Consider the following 22,434-nt stretch of genomic DNA (forward strand, 5'->3'; position numbering starts at 1 on the left):
TGGAGGAAGAAATGTATAAGAAAATTATTTGGAATATTATCTTATCAGTATCAATAATAAGTGCCATAGTTTTTTCTGTTAGCTTAATAATATCGGCTAAAATAACTAATGGTCCCAATATAAAAAATGAAGAAATAACAGCAAAAAATACTGAAGCTAATAATGAAAATGAATCAACGTTTAGTGGCAATGGTGATTCATATAATATTTTGATCCTTGGAGATTCCTTAGCCAAGGGTACTGGTGATGAAACAGGAATAGGGTTTGCACAGGAATTTGCAAACTTATGGGGGGCTAAAACTAATAAAAAAGTGGAAGTTAGTAATATTGGAGTTAATGGTGATATCTCTTCTGGATTATTAACAATTGTACAAAAACAAGAAACTTTAAAATCAATAGAATTATCTAATCTTATTTTTATATCCATTGGTGGAAATGAAGTTAAGGTCTTTCAGAATAATAAAAATGGAGCTGCATTAACTGACGCAAAAAAGGTTCAAGATAATTACTTAAATAATTTAAAAGAAATTATGGATTTAATATGGAGTAAAAATAAAAATTCCAGAGTAGTATTTATTGGATTATATAATCCTTTTGGAGACGATATTAACCAAGATAATTTGAAAATATTTTATGACTGGAATTATAAAACAGAGATGCTTTTATCAGCATATCCGAGTTGTGTTTTTATTCCAACATATGATCTTTTTAAATATAATTTAGATAACTATCTTGCACAAGATGAATTTCATCCTAATTCAAAAGGTTATAAAGCTATTGCTAATAGAATACTAGAAGTAGTGAAATAGTAGTGGTATAGGAAATATTTTATCTAACACTAAACATTTGTATGAAAAATGTTTAGTGTATTTTTATGTAATGAATTTATGAAGTATTTATTGTTAAAAAATTTAAATCCTATGAAGATGCAGTTAAATTTATAGCAGAATAAAGGGATAACTTAATTAAGAAACATATAGGTTACAATTAATTCACTAAATTAAGACTAAATACATTAAATAAGTTTATGTAGTTCATTTATTCGAACATATATAGCTTGAAATAAGATAGTATTTAGGTTAATTTCTAAATATTATAGGTAGGAGTATTTTCCTACCTATAATATTGATTAAAAGCCACATTTGCAATGAAATATAGATAGTGTTGTTATTAAATTTTTAGAATAAATAAGAAAGTTTTTAATCTTTATCTAAATCATAATTATCAGGTGAAAGCATATCTTGTGTATAATCAAATTCTTGATTAGATATATTATTTACAACAATTGAATCAACAGCTGGATTAGGCATATTCACTGGAAAGTCTACGCCAGTAGCACTTTCTACATTTTCAGTACTTGGATGATAATTAGTCCTCATTTTTGGCAAATAAGGATTAACAAAAGCATCTTTATCATCATCTCTTACATTTGAAATTTTAGTCATTTTTTCTTTATCCATAATAATCACTCCTAATAAATTATTTTCAATTTTAATCTAATTGTGTAGTATTTATCGCATTATCGTCATCATCATCGTCATCGTTCAAATCGATAGACTTTCTTAATAGAGATGATCTGGAAGAATTTGAGTTATCTGCACTTAAATTATTACTTTGACATACATCTTCAGTGTCAGAAGCTTCTGATTCTGAAGAACGGATATCAGTTGATTTATAAGAAGAATAACCTTTTGAGATTGGGGGAGATGGAAGTTTTTCTTTACTCATAATATCACTCCTAGTTTAATTTGATTTTTTCTAATTAGAATATGATTCTATATTTCACCTTTATATTCGAATTCATCATCATCCTTATTCATATCGGAATATTTTGATAATGTCGGTATTCTTTCAGTAATATCTACGTTATTTCTACTTTTAATACTTTCACTTGAATTATAAATATTTTCTGGTCCTTTAAAATTGGTTATCTTATGTATGTTTCTAGTATAAGAAGAGGGTTCTGACTCTGATGAATGAATATCAGTTAATTTTTCCACATCATAATCTCCTGGGGTTGGATTATAAGGTGCTTTTTCTTTACTCATAGTAATCCTCCTAACATAATAATTTTTAAATTTATAGATAGTATCTAATATCCTAAACTAGAATATAACTAAATTAATATAAGTAAAATTTAATTACATAATTATTATTTGAAAAAACAGGTTTATTAATACGTGAAAAATTTAGATTTTAGATGAAGTAATAGTAATATTATTTTTTTATAGAATACATAGTAATTTTAGAAATTATTTTAAATAAAATATATAAATTGTAACTAATTTATTACATTAGAATCATGTACATTAACAAAATATGTGCATTTTATTTATTACAACATATATAAATAAATTTCAAATAAAATTTTTCATTAGTGTGTATGTATAAAAATGGTACAGCTAGGCTGATAAATGAATAACATGGTAATTAATAAAGATAAAAGTGTGAAATTTTATAATTTAAACTTATTATTTTTTAGGGTTTGAATTTAAAAATGTATTTATTTAAGTTTGGAGGATAAAACATGAAAAAAATAACTTTAAATATTTTATCTAACATGATATTTCGTAGTCATAATGAAGTTAAGGTCAAAAGAAAATCAATCATATCAAGGCAATTTCCTTACGAGATTGAAGTTATAGCTGAAAATTTATATGTACCTTGGGGTATTGATATAAGCAATGAAGGCAATCTATATTTTACTGAGCGTTCTGGAACAATCAGAATTATTAAAGATGGTAAATTACAGCCACAGCCACTTATTACATTTCGTCCACCGTTTGTAAGTCAGGGAGAAGGTGGCCTAATGGGGATTGCCATAGACCTAAATTATGCACAAAATCATTATATATATGTTATGTATTCATATGTAGAAGGTAATGAAATATTTAACCGTGTTGTCAGATTGTTTGAAAACAATAATAAGGCATCTATTGACCGCGTTCTTTTAGACAAAATCCCTGGAGGAAGAATTCACAATGGAGGAAGGCTAAAGATAGGTCCAGATCAAAAATTATATATAACAACTGGAGATGCAGGGAATTCTGCATTAGCACAAGATCTTACAAGTACAGCTGGAAAAATACTTCGAATTGAGTTAGATGGCAGCATTCCTAAAGATAATCCAATTACTAATTCATCTATTTATAGCTTAGGTCATCGAAATCCACAAGGTTTAGCATGGAATTGGAAAAATGTCTTATATGAATCAGAGCATGGACAGGCAGCGCATGATGAGATAAACATAATTAATCCAGGAGTCAATTATGGCTGGCCTATTGCTTACGGAAATGAAGATGCCAAAGGGGTTATGATAAAAAAGCCTTTGATACACAGTGAAGAAGAGACTTGGGCACCATCTGGAATTGCATTTGTAAATCAAGGAGCATGGCAAGGAAAATTACTTGTTGCTTGTTTGCGAGGACAGCAATTACTTTCTATTACGCTTAACAAAAATGGAACTGTAGTGAATAAGGTTGAAGCATGGCTTAGAAATGAGTATGGACGTTTGCGTGAGGTTATTCAGGGCAAAGATGGATCAATTTACCTAACAACAAGCAATAAGGATGGCAGGGGAACTCCTAATATAGGTGATGATAAAATTATCCGGCTCATTCCAAAATAAATTGATATTTAGAGATTTTAAGAGATACGAATTTTAGCAAGGAGATAAATATTTATAATTTACAATAGACTATCTAAACTAAAGATTTTAAAGGAGTAAATCTTAGTTCTAAATAGTCTTTTATTTTAGTGATAGATCTTTATTTTTAATAAAAAATTCAACAAAACTTCCAATAGTAAATTCTTTAAGGTCAGTTAGATTATCTTATTCGTAATAAATATTAATAGAAAAGTAATATAATCATAAATAAAAATTAATTATTTTTATGCTATAATGTACGAGAAATAATGAAATTAGATTTTTAGCATTAAATTTACAGCATAATAAAGGAGTATAGAAATCATGAAATTTAAATCATTTATATCAAAAGCAATAATATCATCTTTATGTTTAAGTATTTTTTTAACACCATTTTCTGGTGTTCCAGTGTTTGCAGATTCATTTAAATCTGTGACTTTAGGAGCTGACTTAAGTGATTCTCAAAAGAATGAAATGTTAAAATACTTTGGAGTAAATAAAAATGATGCAAATATATTGGAAGTCACGTCTGAGGAAGAACATAAATATTTAGGTAAAGTTGCATCAGAATCTCAACTTGGGAATAAGTCAATATCATGTTCTTATGTTGAGCCAACAGAAAAGGGTGGATTAGTTGTAACTACTGAAAATCTTACATGGGTTAATGATGGAATGATAAAAAATGCATTGATTACAGCAGGAATTCAAAATGCAAAAGTTAAGGCATCAGCACCTTTTAAAGTATCTGGAACTGCTGCACTTACTGGAATATTAAAAGGTTTTGAAAATAGCAGTACAGGAAAAAAGATTGATGAAAATAAGAAAGAAGCTGCAAATGAAGAGTTAGTTACCACTGGAGATATTGGCGAAAAGATCGGAGCAAATGATGCTACCAACTTAATGAATAATATAAAAAAGGAAATAATAAAAGAAAAACCTGGAACAGAAAAAGAAATAAACAAAATAGTAGATAAAGCTACAGAAGAATATAAAGCTAATTTATCTGAGGAGGATATAGCTAACATAAAAGCTGTAATGAAAAAGATAAATGACTTAGATCTTAATTACAGCAATTTAAAAGATCAATTAGATGATGTAACCAATCAATTAAAAGATAAATTAAGCAGTGCAGAAGCTAAAGGTTTTTTTGCTAAATTAGAAGAAATGTTTTCTAATTTATTGAAGGCAGTAAAGGAAGCATTTTCAAAATAGTAGATAAAAAATTAAATTTACTAATGATTCGAATTTGTGTATATTGATTTATAAGCTGAAAATTTGTAAAAGTAAGGCAATAATATAATACACAAGGTAAATTATCAAAACACAGCTAATAACGCTTGTGAATGCTACATTTGCTAATAATTTTATAGAGTATTATTTATGAGGCTGGTTAATATATTATTGCAAAGCAAATTTGAAAAAAATTGCGAAGCAAAATTATATTAATTAAGGAGGAGATACACATGGCATCAAGTAATAGTGGAAGTAACAGAACTTTAGTACCAGAAGCAAAGGCAGGTTTAAACAGATTAAAAACTGAGGTGGCATCAGAAATCGGATTACAAAACTATGAAGCCACAGATAAAGGAAACCTTTCTTCAAGACAAAACGGAAGCGTTGGTGGAGAAATGGTAAAAAGAATGATACAAAGCTATGAACAAGGACTATAAAAAGTAGATAACTAATAAAGGGATGTTACACAACTGATTTTTGGTTGTGCAACATCCCTTTTGCTATGTAAAATAAATATTCAAAATTTTTTAACTTATTTGGAAAGTTATAGTATATGGTATATAATTTATTTATAAAATAAGTTATGAAACAAAAGCATTAATTAAGAGATATGAATAAGCATTTATTGTAATAGAAATTTGGAATTTTAATTGAAGGAGAAGAAATTATGAAATTCACAGTAATAGGAAGTGGTGGATGTGTTGCATTACCTAAACCATTATGCAAATGCAAGATCTGCAAAGAAGCAAGAGCAAAAGGAAAACCATATTCTAGATTTGGATGTAGTTTGTTTTTAGAAGATTTAAATTTATTAGTAGATACACCAGAAGATATAGTACATGCCTTAAATGAAGCTGATATAAAGCAAGTTGACTCAGTGTTATTTAGTCATATGGATCCAGATCATGTGCTAGGAATGAGAGTTTTTGAACATATACGTCTTAATTGGTTTGAAATTTCAGAAGGAAAAGAATGTACAAGTCCAATAAATGTTTTTGCAATGGAACATGTTATGGCAGATATAAATTCTATAGGATCAAAGCTGGGTTCATATTTAGATTATTATGAAAACATTAGAAATTTAATAAAAAGAAAGGTAGTAGAAGATCATATTTATTTAGAAGATATCAAATTAACATTTGTTAAGGCTGGCTCAGCAACAGTATTTATATTTGAAAAAAATGATAAAAAAGTTATTTATGCACCATGTGATGTAAAACCATTTCCAGAAAAGGACATTTTTAAAAATGCAGATATTATGATTATAGGAAACACAGTTGTTGGTGAAGTCCTAAAAGATGGATATATTTTAAAGGAAGGAAATAGTATTTTTTTGGAATTCTTTAACATGAAAGAAATTGAAAATTTAAAAGATAAATATAATATTAAAAAAATTGTAATTACTCACTTAGAAGAAGATTGGGGTAAATCTTATGATGATTATTTAAAACTAGAAAATGAATATGAGGGAATTACTTTTGCTTATGATGGAATGACTTTAGAAGTGTAAATATGGAGGTGTTAATATGGTTGGAATTCAATTAATATTCTTTGTTATGTTAGCTTTAATGATTTTTAAGGTAATTAGCACATATGTAAAAAATGAAAATTCTCCTGTTATATCTACAAAAGCACAATTAATTATGAAAAGAAGAAATACTGATACGCAAACAGATGCTAATGGAATAATGACAACAACTGAAACGTTAATTTTAATTTTTGAATTGGATACAGGCAGTGAAATTAAATTTTTTGTTGGAGGACGAGTTTATAGAACTATTCCGGAAAATGAATGGGGAACATTGACGTTTCAAGGTACCCGTTTCTTAAAGTTTGAAAGTAAAAGTGGAATAGTAGAAAAGTAAAGTCGAGATTTTCAGTAGGTTAAATATGAAATATGGTATGCAACTTTAATTGAAAATATAGAAAATTGAGTTGCATTATGAAAGGAACTTAATTTAGATTTTATTGAATTAAATATGAATCTTCCCGATTATCAAACTGATAAAATGGATATTTCAAAATTTAAATCAATTTGTGAAAATGAAGGAATATTTTTTACAATCCATCTAGATGAAAATATTAATATTTGTGATTTTAATAAAGAAGTTTGTAATGCTTATATAAAAACGATTTTATCAACTATTGAAATTGCAAAGGAACTTAAAGTTCCTATATTAAATATGCATATGGGTAATGGAGTTTATTTCACTCTTCCAACAGAAAAAGTGTATTTGTTCAAGCAATATAAAGAGTATTATTTATTAAAATTAAAGAGTTTTAGAACGTTGTGTGAAAAAGCCGTGGGTGATAGTAACATTAAAATATGCATTGAAAATTCTAATGGATATAGAGATTTTACAATGGAAGGAATAGAAGTTTTACTAAAAAGTCATATATTTGGACTAACTTTTGATATTGGGTCATGACCATAGTATTAATGGAATAGATCAGCCTTTTATTAAAAAGCATATATACAAATTACATCATATTCATATTCATGATGCTTATGGAAATAAAAATCATCTTGCTTTAGGAAATGGAGAGATAAATATTCAAGAAAAGCTTAAACTTGCAAAAGAACATAATTGTACATGTGTTCTTGAAACAAAAACAATTGTTGGTTTAAAAGAATCAGTAGGGAATTTAGAATCATATGAAATTTAAAAAGTGTTTTAAGAAAATAAATATAAATTACATATTAAAATTTAGAAATAGTTAAAACAATTAAATGAAAATAGATAGTTAAAAAATAATAGAAAAATGTATAAATATTGGAGGAATATATGAAATTAGAATTTGCAGTTATTAGTGCTTTCTTTCAAGGAAAGTGGATATTTGTAAAGCATAAAAAGCGTGATACATGGGAGATTCCATGAGGTCATAGGGAATTGGGTGAAGATATTAATGATACGGCTAAAAGAGAATTATTTGAAGAAAGTGGTGCTATTGATTTTGACATAACGCCTATATGCGATTATTTATGTGATTATCCTCTCACTGAAGATAAAAAATCATACTATGTCAGGTTATTTTATGCTGAAATAAATGAGCTTGGAGAGTTGCCTAATTCAGAAATAGATAAGGTAGAATTGTTTGATGCTTTACCAGAAAATTTGACTTATCCGGAAATTCAGCCATATTTACATAATATAGTGATAAAATATAGGAGTAGAAATATATATTTAGCAAAACAAGTAAAAGTAATTATGGAGAGACCTTTAGGTTCAAAACATCCTAATCATGAATTTGTGTATCCTATAAACTATGAATATATTGAAAATACTATTTTTGGACATGGAGAAGAAATAGATGCCTATGTTATTGGTGAATTTGAACCTTTAGAATCTTATGAAGGCTATGTTGTTGCAGTAATCTGTAGAAAAAATGATGATGAAGATAAATTAGTAGTTAGTAAGAATTTTGACATTTATAATAAAGATCAAATTAGAGCATTAACAGAATTTCAAGAGAGATTTTTTGAATCAGAAATTATTATTTTTAACAATAAGACTGCAAGGTAAGATTGTGGTAGTAAATAAACAATGAACAATTAAAGGATAGTAAATATTATGGATTTATTAAAAAATAAGCAATATTTAAGAAGTATAGAATTAAAAAAAGATAAGATTCAGTCTTTTTCAAAATATCCATTTTGTTTACCAGCTATTAAAAATTTGACAAATTTAGAATTTCATCCAAAAGTAACGTTTATTGTTGGTGAAAATGGTACTTGAAAAGCAACTATTTTAGAAGCAATTGCAACAGCTTATGGTTTTAATCCAGAAGGTGGAACTAAAAATTTTAATTTTTCCTCAAGAGATACTCATTCAGAGTTGCAGGAGTATATTAGATTAATCAAAGGAATCGTAATGCCTAAAGACGGATTTTTTTTAAGGGCAGAAAGTTTTTATAATTTTGCAAGCAATGTAGATGATCTTGATAGAGAAAGACCAGGACTTTTAAGATCTTATGGTGGAGCATCATTACATAAACAATCTCATGGAGAATCTTTTTTTGCAGTTTTTATGAATAGATTTGTTGGTAAGGGATTGTATATATTAGATGAACCAGAAGCTGCATTATCTCCTTCACGTCAAATGACTATGATTACAAGAATGCATGATTTAATTGAAGCAGGTTCTCAATTTATCATAGCAACTCATTCCCCAATCATAATGTCGTATACTGATGCAGTAATTTATGAAATTAATAATGAAATAAAATCTGCTAAATATGAAGAAACTGAGCACTATCAGGTTATGAAGAATTTTATTAATAATACGCAAGGAATGTTAGACATACTTATGGGGCGATAAAAAATAAGTTTTAATAATTTGATTTTTATATCTAGATTTTAAGACATGAATACATTATTATGGCTCCTATTACACCTATATATTTTAATAAGAAGTGGTGGATGTATAAATTAGAAGAAATAGGTCAAATTTATTAGTTAATTTAATACTGTAGGAGGTTAAGAAATGAATCAGCAAATTGAATTACTGGAGAAGCATATATTTAAAATGGAAAATGATTTATTAAAACCTGAAATAAGAAAATCAGTAGAAAAAATGAGTGAATTATTGTCAGATGATTTTGTTGAATTTTGTAGTTCTGGAAACATATATCATTATAATAAAAATCATATTATTGATGAAGATAGCAACTCACATGAAATAAAGTGGGAAATAAAAGATTTTACAATAAAGCAACTATCAAATGATTGTATATTAGCAACATATAAGGTAATAAAGCATAGTGAACTCAATGAAGCTATGAAATATTCACTTCGAAGTTCAATTTGGAAATTGTTTAATGGAACATGGAAAATAATTTTTCATCAAGGAACTTTGACATCTCGATTTTAATTGGAAATAATGATTAACTTTAATTTAATATAATCTTAAGCCAGATTATATTAGCATGTTCTGAAGAATATATATGGTTTACCATATTAGAATATGAAGCTTAATTTTGCTATTTTTACTAGAATCATATATTGTTTATTAAAGAATAGTAGTATCATATTATGAAATTAGTTAGGAGTTGAGAATGATGGAGGAATTATTAGAAAAATCTATTAAATTGGCAAAAAAATATCATGAAGGTCAATTTGACAAAGGTGGATCTCCATATATAGGACATCCTTTAAGAGTGATGGAATGTGTTGAAACCATAGAAGAAAAAGTTTTAGCTGTATTACATGATGTGTTAGAAGACTGTGATGTGTCTAGAGGTCAATTAATTAAAGAGGATATACCAGAAGATTTAGTAGCAAAGTTAGAGATTTTATGCAAAGGAAAGAATGAAGATTATTTTGATTATATAGACAGAATAAAGGCTGATAAATCAACTATTAATGTAAAATTGTCTGATTTAAAAGACAATATGAATTTAGATAGGTTAAAAGAAGTTACTGAGAAGGACAGAAAAAGAGTTGAAAAATATAAGAAAGCGGAATCTATATTATTAACTTATATATTAGTTAATTAATAATAAGTTTTAAGTCTTCCTATAAATCTCTTTTAGCGCTGATAAAAACATTGATAAACACTGTATAGTTAGAGAAGCTAAATATAAATATATAATGGATGGTGATAATATGTACACAAAAACTGATATTTTAAAAATTGCCAAAGAACAGTTGGCACTAGACTATAATTGCCGACTATCTGATTTTGAAAAAGTAAAAAATACAGTAGTTAAAAACAAGCCTATTGAGGGTAGACGTATTTACAATAGTGATGGATGTTTTCTAAAAATACTTTGTTTTGGTGGTAGAGCGATTGTATGCACATCACCTTTAATTATGCTTTGGTGTGGGGAAAAACTAATAAACATAAATGGTGCATGGTTTTTTGAATATGGAAATTTGAGAGAAATTGATAATAAATTACAGGAATTTGGACATGAAATAGCAGATATTCATCATTATTATTTACCTAATGATAATTTATTGTCAATACAACCTATTACAAATGTAAAATGGTATGAGAAAGAAGAACTTTTGCAGTTTGAAGATGATAATCGATTTAAAGAAGCTCTAGCTTTTGATAAAAACCATCCTGATGTACTTGCGGTTGCTGCCTTTGATGGTGATAACATAATGGGTATGGCAGGTGCCAGTGCAGATAGCAAAAACATGTGGCAAATTGGAATTGATATTTTACCTCAATATCGTGGTAGAGGTATTGGAACAAATTTAGTTACACAATTAAAAAATGAGATTTTGAATAGAGGAAAAATTCCTTTCTATGGAACAGTGGAATCACATTTTTACTCACAAAATATTGCAGTTAGTTCTGGATTTTTTCCAGCATGGGCAGAACTGTATTCCAAGCAAACTAAGAGGGTATGACATTGTTTTAGTTAATTTTGTGTAGCTTTGACAAAAATATAAATTGATATTTTAATTACTATATAATTATTTTATTTACAATTCTATTACGTAATTAATAAAAAAGCAGAATTACAGTATACTGCTTTTTATTATATATGTTCTATCAAATAAATTACTTGTATTTATTTACTGCATATATGTGTCACTAATAATTCGAAATATAACTGTATTATTAAGCTGGTGTGTTTAATAAGGAAAATTAAATACAAAATAGACAAGCATATATATATGTATAAAATAACCCGTTAATAATAGAAAAATATTGACTACACATAGATGGGTGTCTATACTATATACGTGGATTATTAATATGGATAATCTTTGAAAGGAGTAAAATATGAATTCAGAATATGAAAAAAATGCAAAAATATTAAAAGCTTTAAGTGATCCCAATAGACTTAAAATAATTGATTTATTATCTTGTGGTGAAAAATGTGCATGTGAAGTATTAGAAAGTTTTAATTTTACTCAACCTACCTTATCTCATCATATGAAAGTTTTAATAGATTGTGGCTTAATTGAGGCTAGAAAAGATGGCATATGGAATCAATATAAATTAAAAGTAAATAATACTAATAGACTAGTATTATTTTTATTAAATTTAATCACAGAAAAAGAAAATTGTATATGTAATAGTGAAAAATATGTATGCAGAGATAATAGCATAAAAGATGAAGCGAAGACTTACACTGAAGATAATATTTTTATTTGTAAAAATCCAGATAATGAAGTTTAATAAAATATACTGACTTTTATAGATGTATCATATTATAAAAATTTAGAACCTCAATGATTTAGTAAATATGAATGGAGATAAAATGAAAAAATAGATTTGACTGGGACAGGGCTATAAAAGTACTAACAACATTATCTGTACCAATAATGGAAAGCTTACTTTTACAATTTACATATAACTCAGTTAACATGTTATGAATTGGGAGATTAGGAATTCCTATGGATGTCCAAAGAATTTTATTTACTGTAATTAAAATATTCCTTGCAAGAACTATAGCTATATTTGGTGCAGATGCTATAGCGCCTCAAAAAACAGGATTACAAATTGAACAAATTACATATATGGTTATTGGAGGTTTGCATGGAACAATAGCAGTCTTTACTGTACAAAATCTTTAAAATGGAAATTGTGGAATAATAAAGGGAGAATGATATACAACTTTAAAAATTGGAATAATTTGTTCATTACTTATGACCTTCGCCTTTTTATTTTTTTTGTGTATTATTTATTAAATTATTTGTTAGTGATAAAGATAGTATATATTGCAAAGGCTTATTTACAAGCTATAGCCTTTTCACAGGTATTTATTGCTATAGAAATAGTATCAAATGTATTATTTAGAGGGATTGGAAAGCCAGAGGTATCAGCTATGATAAGCGTTGCATTACAAGTTTAAGAATTTTAATGGCCTTAGTTTTAATAAAACCTTTTGGTTTAACAGATATTTGTATTATAGTATTGAAGTATCTAGTATTTTAAAGGGAAGCATAGCGTATCTATTATATATAATTAAAGTTAAAAGAAATTTTAAATAAGGTAAAAGATAGGTGCTACTAGAGGGAGGTAAGAAATGTTAAATAAATTTAAAGAAATATTTACGCCACAAGAGTTATTAAAGGGGAATTATGGAATAGAAAGAGAAAGCTTAAGGGTTAATGATAAAGGAGAATTATCAGAAACGGAACATCCAAGAGTGTTTGGTGATAAGGTTGACAATAGTTATATAACTACAGATTTTGCAGAAAGTCAAATAGAGGTAATAACACCACCGTTTAAAAGTGTAGAAGAAACTTATAATTTCACAAATTCACTTTATGATATTGTAGCAATGGAAATAGGAGAAGAATATTTATGGCCACAATCTATGCCAGGTATTGTACCAGAAGATAATAAAATTAAAGTTTCAGAATATAGTGAAAATGATAAAGGTAGAGAGGCAAGATTATATAGAGAAAAGTTAATAGAAAAATATGGTGGAAAAAAGCAGCTTATATGTGGAATACATTATAATTTTTCTTTTAACTATGATTTTATTAATAAATTGTATAATAGCGAAATAAGTAATGAGCTTTTTAAGGATGTAAATCACAAAAATGAGAAATTAGATTACAAGGAATTTAAAAATAATATTTACTTGAAACTTACAAGAAATTATCTTCGATATAGATGGCTTATTATATATCTTTTAGGCGCAAGTGGAGTAGTTGACAAAAGTTATGTAGGTAATTGTATAAATTCATCTAAGCAAATTACCAAAGATGGATTTTCAAATATAGGTGCTTTATCTTATAGAAATAGTGAATGTGGTTATAAAAATAAAGTTGATTTATTTCCAAACTATAATTCAATCGAGGAGTATATAGAAAGTTTAAAAGGATTTATAAAGGATAAGCTTATAGATAGTCATAAAGAGCTTTATAGTTCTATAAGGCTTAAACCTGCTGATGTTAGTAACTTTATGGATTCTCTAAAGGAAGATGGAATTCAATATTTAGAATATAGAAGTATTGATATTAATCCTTTTGAAAAAGGTGGGATAAGCTTAGAGGATTTATATTTCCTTCAGGTGTTTAATATATTTCTGCTTCTTCAAAAAGAAAGTGATTATGATAAGTGGCAGGAAGAAGGAGTGGAAAACCAAAACATAATTTCAAAGTTTGGGCAAAATGATATTATGTTAAAGAAAGATGGAAAGTTTATTTCAAAAGAACAATGGGGAGTAGAAATATTAGAAACTATTAAAAATATAAACAATGAACTTAAATTAGGTAAAGAAGAAATTATTGATTTAATGATTGAAAAAGTAAAAAATCATAAATTAACATATGCTTATAGGATTGAAAAAAAAGTAAAAGAAGAGGGGTACATTAATGCTCATTTAAATATAGCAAAAGGATATAAGAACAGTGCTTACAATAATAGATTCAAATTAGAAGGATACGAAGAATTAGAATTATCTACTCAAATTTTAATGAAGGAAGCTATTAAAAGGGGAATAAAGGTTGAAATTTTAGATAAGTCTGAGAATTTCATTTCCCTTAAAAAGAATGATAAAATAGAATATGTTAAGCAGGCAACTAAAACTTCAAAGGATAATTATGTGACTGTTTTAATTATGGAAAATAAAAGTGTTACTAAAAAAGTACTCTTAAATAGTAACATTAAAGTTCCAGATGGTATAGAAGTTAATTCTATGGAAGAAGCTATGAGTGTAATAAAGGATTATGTTAATAAACCAATAGTAATAAAACCAAAGTCAACTAATTTTGGAATAGGAATAAATATATTTAAAAATGGAACAGATAAAGAAAGTATTAAGAAAGCTTTTGAAATTGCATTTAATCATGATAATACAGTACTTCTAGAAGAATTTATAAAAGGAAAAGAATATCGTTTTTTAGTTATTGATGATAAGGTGGTTGGAATACTGCATAGAGTACCAGCTAATGTTAAAGGTGATGGTATAAAATCTATAGATGAGCTTGTTGAAGAGAAAAATCAAGATCCACTTCGAGGGCATCATTATGTAACACCACTTGAAAAAATAAATTTAGATGAAAATGCAGAATTATTTTTAAAACAACAAAATAAAGATTTCAATTATATTCCGAGTAAAGATGAAGTAGTTTACTTAAGAGAAAATTCCAATATAAGCACAGGTGGGGACAGTATAGATTATACAGATGATATCTCAGAAAAGTTTAAATCTATAGCAGTTGCATCAGCTAAAGCAGTTAATGCTAGAATTTGTGGTGTAGATATGATGTTAGAAGAGTATAGTGATGAAAATTCCAATTATGCAATAATTGAGTTAAACTTTAATCCAGCTATTCATATTCATTGTTATCCATATAAAGGTGTTGAAAGGAAAATTGGGCTTGAGGTATTAAAAGTATTAGGGTATGCTTAATAAAATATTGCAAAAATAAGTTAAAAAATTAATAGATTAAAAATTATTGCAAAATGGAGGAAGTATGAAAATTCTCCATTTTGTCGTATTAAAATTAGAGAAGCTCTAAAAAGAGCTCCCTGTAATATAATTATTTTACTATATAAGAGTTTCAACAGCCAAAGCAGTTAATGTTGCATTAGTTATTGTTAAGCCAGCTGTTTCAGCAATTAAACTACTTGGTTCAAGTTTGATTGTGTAAGTTGTACAACTATGGCAAGGACTACAGTCGCAATATTGGAAACAAAACGATTCAGACTCTAGTACACTAGCTATTTCTGAAAAAGTATGAGTTCCACCTATTTCTTGAGGAGCACCACCATCTGTTGTTTTTACAATTACAAAATTTAAATTTACCATGATAGTTGCAGGCAAAACAATTAAGCAAGTAAAAGTTAAAAGAATTTTTGGATTGCACATATTAGTAGTGTCTATAGATACACTAGCTACAGGTATAGGCCTAGATAATTGTGTTGAAATCATTGGTAGAGGTCCAACTCCACCAGAACCACAACTTAATAATGATCTGCCTGGTTCAGGTGAAGTATTACGGCATATTCTACTAGTTAGAGAAACTTCAGAGCCAAGCACATCTTCAAAATCACGACGTCTGCAATTAGCTATAGAATCTTCAAAGCCAAATTGGTTTTCAGAAATAATATTCATAAAATACCTCCATATCATCATAAGTTTATCAAAGTTTTCTCCATATAAATTTGTTATAAGAGATTCTTTTATAGTACATTGTATGAAAAATATAAAAAAATGTGATGTATATAGTATTAATTTAGATTTTATACCTGTTTTTAGTGTGTATATGTTGAAAAATTAATTTTCTCTAAAATTAATTATAATGATTTAATTTTGTTTAAGAACTAAAATTGCAACATAATATAGTAAATTAATTAGAATTTATATATAATTAAATGTAGAAAAATTATTTAAATATATATAGAAATTTATTAACAAAAATATGAGGTGTGGTTGAAATGTTAAAAAATGATTATATGAAAGAAGTAGAAAATACTTTGACTCTAGTAACAGAAGAAGTTGATAAATGTATAATAGATGGAGATATAAAAAAGGCTAAAGAAAGAGTGAATAAAGAACTTAAAGCTTTAGTTGGAATTGATATAGGAACTGTAGATATTTTTTCATTTAATAGCTTAGAAGGGCTCATAAGTAAAGAAGATCAATATAATGCTGAGAAATTTATTGCATTTGCTTGCCTTATGAATCTTCAAGGTCAAATTAGTAATGATGAAAATTCAAAAATTCAATACTATGAAAAATCATTAGAAAGCTTTTTCAAGGCATATACTGAAGATGATGAGACAAATCCTAAATATTTGAAGGATGCAGTAGATGTGGCAGGTGAATTAAGTGATTATGAATTTTCACTAGATATGGATAAAAAAATCCTAAAGATTTATGAGTTAGCTAATAAGCTCGATAAAGCTGAAGATACATTGTTTTACATGCTTAGAAAAACAAATAATGATGGAAGTATTATTTTAGAAGGAATGAGATTTTACAATAGACTTAAGGAGCAGGACCATGAGAAATTAGCATTAGGAAATTTACCAATAGGGGAAGTTGAAGATGGAATTTCAGAACTTGAAAGAAGATTGGGAATGTAATTGAGCATTTAATCAGTAATATAAAGGTTGCTCAAAACAGAATTTTAAGCAACCTTTTTATTGTATTTTATTTTTCAAATAGTTTTTCTTTTACTTTTTTTAGGTTTGTAACTTGTTTTGTTATTGTAGATACAAAGATTACACCTAGGGCTAAGGTACCAGCACTAGCTACAGTATCAATACCAAGCTTTAATGCACCACTTAAATTTCCTAGTATAGTTTCATACATAGTATTATACATGCCAGCGCCAGGAACTAATGGGATAAGAGCACAAATTACTAGGGTTGTCACAGGTGTTTTTAAATATCTTGCACAAATCTCTGAATAGATGCTGAAAATTATAGATGCTATAAATAACGATAAAATATTACTTATTCCATAATTAGTTAAGAATAAATAGAAAAACCAGCTTAAGCCACCACCGATAGATGCAAAAAATAATTTTTTCCCTTTTATATTAAAAATTATTCCAAAACCAAAAGATGCCCAAAAGGCAACTATAATTTGTTCTAGCATTAAACCACTCCCTTGCATATTAAAGCAAAATGTCTTTGAAATTATTTAGATTACTTGTTTGAATAATTTAACTACGATTCTTAAGTAAATTAAAAGATAATCACTTATTAGTAAATTTGACAGTTGAGAATTTATATAGCCAACATATATTAAATAACTGCATATGAGTAAAATTATCTATAAATAAAATATGCTTAAGATAGCACCGGTACCTACTGCAATTGAAACTGCAATTAAAAATGCTTCGGAGGCTTTTGTTATTCCAGATAAAAAATCTCCAGCAATAGTATCTCTAATAGCATTAGTAATTATAAGTCCAGGTACAAGTAACATGATAGAACCAATAATAGTTTTGTCTAAATTAGAGCATAAATTTAGTTTTAAAAACATAGTAGCTAAAATAGCACATAATCCACCACAAAAGGAGTTTACAAAGAATTCATTTATATTTAATTTTTGAAATATAATAGACACTATTTTTATAACAGAACCTATTAAACTTGTTGCAAAAAAGTCTTTAAGGTCTCCACCAAACATTATTGAAAAGCAGCCAGCAGCCATAGCAGAACATATCAAAGTAATTAAATGTGAATATCTAGATGCATTTGATATTTTTATAAGCTCTTTGTTAAAATCACAAAGTTCTATACCTTCAGTTTGAATTCGCCTAGATAAATCATTAACAGCATCTATTTTATTTAAATCAACACCTCGAGAAGTAATCCTTTTAACGATGGTTGCAACTTCATCATAATGAGTAACTGTAACAATTATACCTGTTGGAATTACAAAACTATCAGCGGTATGTGCGCCATAAGCAATACATATTCTACTAATGGTTTCTTCAACTCTATAAGTTTCAGCACCGCTTTCCAATAGAATTTTACCAGCAAGAGTAGAAATTGTAATTAATTTATTTAAATCCATAATTTTTCTCCATATTAATAATTTATATGTCAAATGAATTATAGCATAAAATAAAAAATTCTTATATAACTAACTAATTTTAATATTCATTATAAAATTATTAATAAATAAAGAGATATTATAGATGATTAAAAGTAGAGGTAGAAATACATAAAGAGATATTATAAATAAAAATACATTTTGAGGCCTAATAATTAAAAATATTAGTTGAAATTAAATAATTATAGAAAAAATTAAATAATTATAGAAAATAGTTGATTAATTTAGTAAGAAATTTTATAATTTGAATAGCGAGTGAAACTTTTTGGCTTTATATTTTAGCTGAATTTAGTTGAACTTATACCCTTGAGGGTTCAAAAAATATGTTGGGGTGGTAAAAAGATGAATTTTGAAAATATACAAAGAGAAGACAAAGAAATCTATAGTTTAATGGAAAAAGAATTAGAAAGACAACAAAAAGGAATAGAATTAATAGCTTCAGAAAATATTGTAAGTCCAGCTGTTATGGAAGCCATGGGTTCTTACCTAACTAATAAATATGCTGAAGGATATCCGGGTAAAAGATATTATGGTGGATGTCACGTAGTTGATGAAATAGAACAAATAGCAATTGATAGAGCTAAACAATTATTTGGTGCAGAACATGCAAATGTTCAACCACATTCAGGCTCACAAGCCAATATGGCAGTATATTTTGCAGTTTTAGAACCAGGTGATACTGTTTTAGGTATGGATTTAAGTCATGGTGGTCATTTAACTCATGGTTCACCAGTTAATTTTTCAGGAAAATTATTTAACTTTGTATCTTATGGAGTTGATAAAGAAACTGAAGTGATTAATTATGAAAATGTGAGAAAACTTGCAATAGAAAACAAACCAAAGCTTATTGTAGCTGGTGCAAGTGCATATGGAAGAATTTTAGATTTTCCAAAGTTTAAAGAAATAGCAGATGAAGTTGGAGCACTACTTATGGTAGATATGGCTCATATTGCAGGTCTTGTAGCTGCAGGTGTTCATCCATCACCAGTACCATATTCTGATTTTGTAACAACAACAACACATAAGACATTAAGAGGCCCAAGAGGTGGATTAATTCTTTGTAAAGAAAAATATGCTCAAATCTTAAATAAAAATATATTCCCAGGAATACAAGGTGGTCCATTAGAACATATTATTGCTGCAAAGGCTGTATGCTTTAAAGAAGCTTTAGATCCAACATTTAAGGAATATGGTAAAAATATAGTTGAAAACTGCAAAGAACTTGCAGATCAATTGATTTCTAAAGGATTTAAAATAGTATCAAATGGAACAGATAATCATGTATTTTTAGTTGATTTAAATAACAAGAATGTAACAGGAAAAGAAGCAGAAAAATTATTAGATTCAGTAGGGATAACTGTTAACAAGAATACAGTGCCAAATGAAACAAGAAGTCCATTTGTAACTTCAGGAATTAGAATTGGTACGGCGGCAATTACTACAAGAGGTTTTGTAAAAGAAGATATGGCTGAAATTGCAACAATTATTGGAGAAGCAATAGATAACAGAGAGGGAGATTTATCAGGGCTTAAGGATAGAGTAGAAACATTATGTGATAAATATCCATTATATAAATAATAATTAAAAGGATGTATGGAGAGGTTTCATTAAGTACAATGAAGCCTCTTAATATTAGACAAAACAATATATTTATTAGAAATATTAATATATAAACCCAAGATAAAGTTTTAAATTTAGTTTATAATTCTAGTAGTATTTTAAGTGACTTGAAATTAAATGAAATTTTTAATAAATTATGATATTATAGATACATATTAAAGTATAGAAAAAATTGAGAGATTCATATAGTTTGTAAGATAGCTAGTATCCGTAAAATTAATGGTCTATAACGGTTGCAACGTATGGACTTGGTATCCTTTGGGGTATAAGTTCTTTAAGTTTCAGTATTGAGAAAAGATTTATATTATGAATATTATATCTGAAGCTAAGAGCTACTTTATATGGAAGATGGGGAAGGTAAATGAAAAAAGCACTTTTAGTCATTGATGCTCAAGAAGATTTTATTGGTGAACAGCGTAATAAGAATAAATTTAATTATGAAGATGTAGATGAACTTATTAAAAATATTAATGATAAAATTACTATTTATAAAAAGAATAAAGATGAGGTTATTTATATTGCAAATGTATTGGCGAATAATTTCTTTTATAATAAATTTTTTCCATATGGAATTACAGGTAGCAAGGGAGCTAAAATTGACAAAAGAATTAAAATTGTATCAGAAAATTATTTTGAAAAGCAAGTAGGAAATGCATTTAAAAATAATAATTTAGTGAAATTTATAAAAGAAAATCAAATAAGTGAGGTAGAACTTATTGGGGTTGATGGAATTGGATGTGTTTTTAAAACTGCTAAAGGGGCAATGGATATTGGCCTTAAAGTTACTATTTTAAGTGATAGTGTAGGGACAGTTAATCCAGAAAAATTTATTAAACTAAGTACAAAATTAAAAATTTTAGGTGTGTATTATATGTAAGTTTAAGACTATTTCAAATTAGTTATATATTTGAAATGGTCTTTTTTATATGGAGGAAAATATAAAATTTTTGAAGCCAGAAAGGCTGATAAATCTTTAAGTGAAATTATAGCAAGTTAGTTACTTTGTTTTATTTAAAGACTATGAATTACTATATATTTTAATTTTTAAACTAAAATAAATCGTTATATTATTTTAATAGAGAGTATTTTTTATTAAATATATGAAAAATAGCAGTGAACTTATAAAGTCTTCTTGAATATTATAAATATGAAGTAAGAAGGTTTTCAGGAGGACTAAAATGAATCCTTTTCAATTTATTATGACAATTCAGCAAAAAATGCAGCAAGATCCAAGCTTTGCAAATAAGTTTAATAGGGTAGTATCTGAATTAAGCAATATACCAGGGCTTCAACAACAGGTAATGAGAATAGCTCAAATTAGTGATGAAAATGAAAGACAAAAAGTAATAGATAAGCTTCCTAGAGATGCCAAGCGTGCAGTTAAAGGAATGTTAGATTTATTAAATGATTATAATCTTTTATAAAAGGTAAATTGAAAAATATATTTTTTTCATATACTTAGGCTAAAAATTAAATTTAATACAAGATGTTATAATAATATCTTGTATTAAAGGTTCAATTGACATTAATAAATTAATGAGCAATCGGACCTTTATTTTTGCAAAAATCTTTTTTCAACTTAAAATGAGTTTTATAAAGTAAATGATTTAAAAGCCCCTTTTTTTAGCTTCTACGCCACTTTCATTTAATGCAGGTTGTTCAATTGTTGTATTAAAACTACTCTTACTATATTGACCTTGTGATTTGTTACCATTTCTTAAAATATTACTCTTTGTATAGTCCTTTTTGTTGTTATTTTCCATAAAATCATCTCCTTTTTCATTTACATATATAGTATGCCTATATTCATAAAAATTAATATGGTAAATTTAACATGGGGATTTTAAAATTATAAGCAGGTTTATAAAAAATATGTTATAATAAAGTACTTAAAAAGTTATTATAGTTTTTTATATATAATTTCTAATTAATTTCCTAAATTAAAACTATTTAAGGGAACTAGGTATATTTATGAGAACATATATATTAGAGAAAGAAGAGGAAAGAAAATGAATTTTACACTAGTAATGCCATTAATATGTATATTCGCGGCAGATATATTATTTTATACTACAATTAAAAATAATAAATTAGATTTTGTAGGTAAAAAAAGGTATAATAACAAGTTCTTGGTTTACTGCGTGGAGTAAAATAGATGAAGTTTATGTAGAAGCTCAAGGTGAAAAATGTATTCTCACTTATTCAAATAGAAATATAAAAAAGCGTTTGATTTTAAAAAAAGAAGAAGAAATTCAATTAAAAAAATACATAGCTGCATAAAGAGGAATAACAATATTAAAAATTAAAATATATATTTTAAGCTTAATTCTTAAATAAAATTAAGTGGAAATAAGTATAATGTAAGATTGTTTTCAACATATAATTAAAAATAACCGAATAATATTATAAGTAAAATTATTATTACATAATAAATAGAAAGCAGG

At 27.0% G+C, this 22,434-nt stretch carries 27 protein-coding genes and 1 pseudogene; 21 read left to right on the forward strand and 7 right to left on the reverse strand.

What is annotated here, in order from left to right:
* The first annotated feature begins 11 nt into the window (after positions 1-11).
* Positions 12-809, forward strand: a complete 798-nt coding sequence (locus CLPUN_RS13420; RefSeq protein ID WP_077847774.1) for a GDSL-type esterase/lipase family protein — start codon at positions 12-14, stop codon at positions 807-809.
* A gap of 390 nt (positions 810-1,199) precedes the next feature.
* Here the strand turns inward: CLPUN_RS13420 and CLPUN_RS13425 are convergent, their stop codons facing one another.
* From CLPUN_RS13425 to CLPUN_RS13435, 3 genes are read right to left on the reverse strand one after another with little or no spacing between them, the layout of a single operon-like run.
* On the reverse strand, positions 1,200-1,460 hold the full coding sequence (locus CLPUN_RS13425; protein ID WP_077847775.1) for a hypothetical protein: 261 nt from the start codon (positions 1,458-1,460) through the stop codon (positions 1,200-1,202).
* Between the two features lie 31 nt (positions 1,461-1,491).
* Positions 1,492-1,728 carry a hypothetical protein gene (locus CLPUN_RS13430; protein WP_077847776.1) on the reverse strand — a complete coding sequence of 79 codons (237 nt, stop codon included), beginning with the start codon at positions 1,726-1,728 and terminating at the stop codon, positions 1,492-1,494.
* A gap of 47 nt (positions 1,729-1,775) precedes the next feature.
* Positions 1,776-2,048: a hypothetical protein gene (locus tag CLPUN_RS13435; RefSeq protein ID WP_077847777.1), complete on the reverse strand. Its 273-nt coding sequence runs from the start codon at positions 2,046-2,048 to the stop codon at positions 1,776-1,778.
* A 479-nt stretch (positions 2,049-2,527) separates the two neighbouring features.
* On the opposite strand from CLPUN_RS13435, the gene CLPUN_RS13440 reads away from it, so the two are divergent.
* The 16 genes and pseudogenes from CLPUN_RS13440 to gshAB all read left to right on the forward strand — a co-directional run bounded on the left by CLPUN_RS13440 (position 2,528) and on the right by gshAB (position 15,208).
* Positions 2,528-3,628 (forward strand): PQQ-dependent sugar dehydrogenase, encoded by a 1,101-nt coding sequence (locus CLPUN_RS13440; RefSeq protein WP_077847778.1) that lies wholly within the window; start codon positions 2,528-2,530, stop codon positions 3,626-3,628.
* 342 nt (positions 3,629-3,970) lie between these two features.
* On the forward strand, positions 3,971-4,858 hold the full coding sequence (locus CLPUN_RS13445) for a DUF1002 domain-containing protein (protein WP_077847779.1): 888 nt from the start codon (positions 3,971-3,973) through the stop codon (positions 4,856-4,858).
* 251 nt (positions 4,859-5,109) lie between these two features.
* A complete protein-coding gene (locus CLPUN_RS13450) occupies positions 5,110-5,316 on the forward strand; it encodes an alpha/beta-type small acid-soluble spore protein (RefSeq protein WP_077847780.1) in 207 nt (68 codons plus the stop codon).
* 230 nt (positions 5,317-5,546) lie between these two features.
* Positions 5,547-6,389 (forward strand): MBL fold metallo-hydrolase, encoded by an 843-nt coding sequence (locus CLPUN_RS13455; protein WP_077847781.1) that lies wholly within the window; start codon positions 5,547-5,549, stop codon positions 6,387-6,389.
* 16 nt (positions 6,390-6,405) lie between these two features.
* Positions 6,406-6,744 (forward strand): DUF2500 domain-containing protein, encoded by a 339-nt coding sequence (locus CLPUN_RS13460; RefSeq protein ID WP_077847782.1) that lies wholly within the window; start codon positions 6,406-6,408, stop codon positions 6,742-6,744.
* A 114-nt stretch (positions 6,745-6,858) separates the two neighbouring features.
* Positions 6,859-7,308: a TIM barrel protein gene (locus tag CLPUN_RS28090; protein WP_198944338.1), complete on the forward strand. Its 450-nt coding sequence runs from the start codon at positions 6,859-6,861 to the stop codon at positions 7,306-7,308.
* On the forward strand, positions 7,292-7,546 hold the full coding sequence (locus CLPUN_RS28095) for a hypothetical protein (protein WP_198944339.1): 255 nt from the start codon (positions 7,292-7,294) through the stop codon (positions 7,544-7,546). The genes CLPUN_RS28090 and CLPUN_RS28095 overlap by 17 nt, the downstream gene beginning before the upstream one ends.
* A gap of 224 nt (positions 7,547-7,770) precedes the next feature.
* Complete coding sequence (locus tag CLPUN_RS28745) at positions 7,771-8,403, forward strand: NUDIX hydrolase (RefSeq protein ID WP_242954128.1); 633 nt, start codon at positions 7,771-7,773, stop codon at positions 8,401-8,403.
* Between the two features lie 48 nt (positions 8,404-8,451).
* A pseudogene (locus tag CLPUN_RS13480) lies at positions 8,452-9,198 on the forward strand (AAA family ATPase).
* 177 nt (positions 9,199-9,375) lie between these two features.
* A complete protein-coding gene (locus tag CLPUN_RS13485) occupies positions 9,376-9,750 on the forward strand; it encodes a nuclear transport factor 2 family protein (protein WP_077847810.1) in 375 nt (124 codons plus the stop codon).
* 187 nt (positions 9,751-9,937) lie between these two features.
* On the forward strand, positions 9,938-10,375 hold the full coding sequence (locus CLPUN_RS13490) for a hypothetical protein (RefSeq protein WP_077847783.1): 438 nt from the start codon (positions 9,938-9,940) through the stop codon (positions 10,373-10,375).
* 94 nt (positions 10,376-10,469) lie between these two features.
* The gene (locus CLPUN_RS13495; protein WP_242954129.1) at positions 10,470-11,240 is read left to right on the forward strand and encodes a GNAT family N-acetyltransferase; all 771 of its coding nucleotides are present in this window, start codon (positions 10,470-10,472) and stop codon (positions 11,238-11,240) included.
* A 379-nt stretch (positions 11,241-11,619) separates the two neighbouring features.
* Complete coding sequence (locus CLPUN_RS13500) at positions 11,620-12,018, forward strand: ArsR/SmtB family transcription factor (RefSeq protein WP_077847785.1); 399 nt, start codon at positions 11,620-11,622, stop codon at positions 12,016-12,018.
* A gap of 218 nt (positions 12,019-12,236) precedes the next feature.
* On the forward strand, positions 12,237-12,416 hold the full coding sequence (locus CLPUN_RS28750; protein ID WP_077847786.1) for a hypothetical protein: 180 nt from the start codon (positions 12,237-12,239) through the stop codon (positions 12,414-12,416).
* Between the two features lie 125 nt (positions 12,417-12,541).
* Positions 12,542-12,694, forward strand: a complete 153-nt coding sequence (locus tag CLPUN_RS28755; RefSeq protein WP_242954130.1) for an MATE family efflux transporter — start codon at positions 12,542-12,544, stop codon at positions 12,692-12,694.
* 174 nt (positions 12,695-12,868) lie between these two features.
* The gene (gene gshAB / locus CLPUN_RS13515; RefSeq protein WP_077847788.1) at positions 12,869-15,208 is read left to right on the forward strand and encodes a bifunctional glutamate--cysteine ligase GshA/glutathione synthetase GshB; all 2,340 of its coding nucleotides are present in this window, start codon (positions 12,869-12,871) and stop codon (positions 15,206-15,208) included.
* A 138-nt stretch (positions 15,209-15,346) separates the two neighbouring features.
* Here gshAB and CLPUN_RS13520 read toward each other — a convergent pair whose 3' ends face one another.
* On the reverse strand, positions 15,347-15,913 hold the full coding sequence (locus tag CLPUN_RS13520; protein ID WP_077847789.1) for a DUF4489 domain-containing protein: 567 nt from the start codon (positions 15,911-15,913) through the stop codon (positions 15,347-15,349).
* 323 nt (positions 15,914-16,236) lie between these two features.
* Here CLPUN_RS13520 and CLPUN_RS13525 point away from each other — a divergent pair, with 323 nt between their 5' ends.
* Complete coding sequence (locus CLPUN_RS13525) at positions 16,237-16,887, forward strand: DUF6483 family protein (protein WP_077847790.1); 651 nt, start codon at positions 16,237-16,239, stop codon at positions 16,885-16,887.
* Positions 16,888-16,954: 67 nt separating this feature from the next.
* Here CLPUN_RS13525 and CLPUN_RS13530 read toward each other — a convergent pair whose 3' ends face one another.
* Together CLPUN_RS13530 and CLPUN_RS13535 are read right to left on the reverse strand one after the other, a co-directional pair.
* The gene (locus CLPUN_RS13530) at positions 16,955-17,404 is read right to left on the reverse strand and encodes a threonine/serine exporter family protein (RefSeq protein WP_077847791.1); all 450 of its coding nucleotides are present in this window, start codon (positions 17,402-17,404) and stop codon (positions 16,955-16,957) included.
* 177 nt (positions 17,405-17,581) lie between these two features.
* On the reverse strand, positions 17,582-18,331 hold the full coding sequence (locus tag CLPUN_RS13535) for a threonine/serine exporter family protein (RefSeq protein ID WP_077847792.1): 750 nt from the start codon (positions 18,329-18,331) through the stop codon (positions 17,582-17,584).
* A gap of 381 nt (positions 18,332-18,712) precedes the next feature.
* Between CLPUN_RS13535 and glyA the strand changes: the two genes are divergently transcribed.
* The 3 genes from glyA (at position 18,713) to CLPUN_RS13550 (ending at position 21,414) form a co-directional block, all read left to right on the forward strand.
* Complete coding sequence (gene glyA / locus CLPUN_RS13540) at positions 18,713-19,948, forward strand: serine hydroxymethyltransferase (RefSeq protein ID WP_077847793.1); 1,236 nt, start codon at positions 18,713-18,715, stop codon at positions 19,946-19,948.
* A 403-nt stretch (positions 19,949-20,351) separates the two neighbouring features.
* Positions 20,352-20,867 (forward strand): cysteine hydrolase family protein, encoded by a 516-nt coding sequence (locus CLPUN_RS13545; RefSeq protein ID WP_077847794.1) that lies wholly within the window; start codon positions 20,352-20,354, stop codon positions 20,865-20,867.
* Between the two features lie 301 nt (positions 20,868-21,168).
* A complete protein-coding gene (locus CLPUN_RS13550; protein ID WP_077847795.1) occupies positions 21,169-21,414 on the forward strand; it encodes a hypothetical protein in 246 nt (81 codons plus the stop codon).
* A 183-nt stretch (positions 21,415-21,597) separates the two neighbouring features.
* On the opposite strand, the gene CLPUN_RS28100 is transcribed toward CLPUN_RS13550, so the two are convergent.
* Positions 21,598-21,753 carry a hypothetical protein gene (locus CLPUN_RS28100; protein ID WP_198944340.1) on the reverse strand — a complete coding sequence of 52 codons (156 nt, stop codon included), beginning with the start codon at positions 21,751-21,753 and terminating at the stop codon, positions 21,598-21,600.
* Between the last annotated feature and the right edge of the window lie 681 nt (positions 21,754-22,434).

This window comes from Clostridium puniceum (assembly GCF_002006345.1).
GTDB lineage: Bacteria > Bacillota > Clostridia > Clostridiales > Clostridiaceae > Clostridium > Clostridium puniceum.

What these genes read in the sequence shown, in the direction of transcription:
- CLPUN_RS13420 (WP_077847774.1), top strand. Translation starts at nt 12, where the DNA reads ATGTATAAGAAAATTATTTGGAATATTATCTTATCAGTATCAATAATA.
- CLPUN_RS13425 (WP_077847775.1), bottom strand. Translation starts at nt 1,460, where the DNA reads ATGGATAAAGAAAAAATGACTAAAATTTCAAATGTAAGAGATGATGAT.
- CLPUN_RS13430 (WP_077847776.1), bottom strand. Translation starts at nt 1,728, where the DNA reads ATGAGTAAAGAAAAACTTCCATCTCCCCCAATCTCAAAAGGTTATTCT.
- CLPUN_RS13435 (WP_077847777.1), bottom strand. Translation starts at nt 2,048, where the DNA reads ATGAGTAAAGAAAAAGCACCTTATAATCCAACCCCAGGAGATTATGAT.
- CLPUN_RS13440 (WP_077847778.1), top strand. Translation starts at nt 2,528, where the DNA reads ATGAAAAAAATAACTTTAAATATTTTATCTAACATGATATTTCGTAGT.
- CLPUN_RS13445 (WP_077847779.1), top strand. Translation starts at nt 3,971, where the DNA reads ATGAAATTTAAATCATTTATATCAAAAGCAATAATATCATCTTTATGT.
- CLPUN_RS13450 (WP_077847780.1), top strand. Translation starts at nt 5,110, where the DNA reads ATGGCATCAAGTAATAGTGGAAGTAACAGAACTTTAGTACCAGAAGCA.
- CLPUN_RS13455 (WP_077847781.1), top strand. Translation starts at nt 5,547, where the DNA reads ATGAAATTCACAGTAATAGGAAGTGGTGGATGTGTTGCATTACCTAAA.
- CLPUN_RS13460 (WP_077847782.1), top strand. Translation starts at nt 6,406, where the DNA reads ATGGTTGGAATTCAATTAATATTCTTTGTTATGTTAGCTTTAATGATT.
- CLPUN_RS28090 (WP_198944338.1), top strand. Translation starts at nt 6,859, where the DNA reads ATGAATCTTCCCGATTATCAAACTGATAAAATGGATATTTCAAAATTT.
- CLPUN_RS13490 (WP_077847783.1), top strand. Translation starts at nt 9,938, where the DNA reads ATGGAGGAATTATTAGAAAAATCTATTAAATTGGCAAAAAAATATCAT.
- CLPUN_RS13495 (WP_242954129.1), top strand. Translation starts at nt 10,470, where the DNA reads ATGGATGGTGATAATATGTACACAAAAACTGATATTTTAAAAATTGCC.
- CLPUN_RS13500 (WP_077847785.1), top strand. Translation starts at nt 11,620, where the DNA reads ATGAATTCAGAATATGAAAAAAATGCAAAAATATTAAAAGCTTTAAGT.
- CLPUN_RS28750 (WP_077847786.1), top strand. Translation starts at nt 12,237, where the DNA reads ATGGATGTCCAAAGAATTTTATTTACTGTAATTAAAATATTCCTTGCA.
- gshAB (WP_077847788.1), top strand. Translation starts at nt 12,869, where the DNA reads ATGTTAAATAAATTTAAAGAAATATTTACGCCACAAGAGTTATTAAAG.
- CLPUN_RS13520 (WP_077847789.1), bottom strand. Translation starts at nt 15,913, where the DNA reads ATGAATATTATTTCTGAAAACCAATTTGGCTTTGAAGATTCTATAGCT.
- CLPUN_RS13525 (WP_077847790.1), top strand. Translation starts at nt 16,237, where the DNA reads ATGTTAAAAAATGATTATATGAAAGAAGTAGAAAATACTTTGACTCTA.
- CLPUN_RS13530 (WP_077847791.1), bottom strand. Translation starts at nt 17,404, where the DNA reads ATGCTAGAACAAATTATAGTTGCCTTTTGGGCATCTTTTGGTTTTGGA.
- CLPUN_RS13535 (WP_077847792.1), bottom strand. Translation starts at nt 18,331, where the DNA reads ATGGATTTAAATAAATTAATTACAATTTCTACTCTTGCTGGTAAAATT.
- glyA (WP_077847793.1), top strand. Translation starts at nt 18,713, where the DNA reads ATGAATTTTGAAAATATACAAAGAGAAGACAAAGAAATCTATAGTTTA.
- CLPUN_RS13545 (WP_077847794.1), top strand. Translation starts at nt 20,352, where the DNA reads ATGAAAAAAGCACTTTTAGTCATTGATGCTCAAGAAGATTTTATTGGT.
- CLPUN_RS13550 (WP_077847795.1), top strand. Translation starts at nt 21,169, where the DNA reads ATGAATCCTTTTCAATTTATTATGACAATTCAGCAAAAAATGCAGCAA.
- CLPUN_RS28100 (WP_198944340.1), bottom strand. Translation starts at nt 21,753, where the DNA reads ATGGAAAATAACAACAAAAAGGACTATACAAAGAGTAATATTTTAAGA.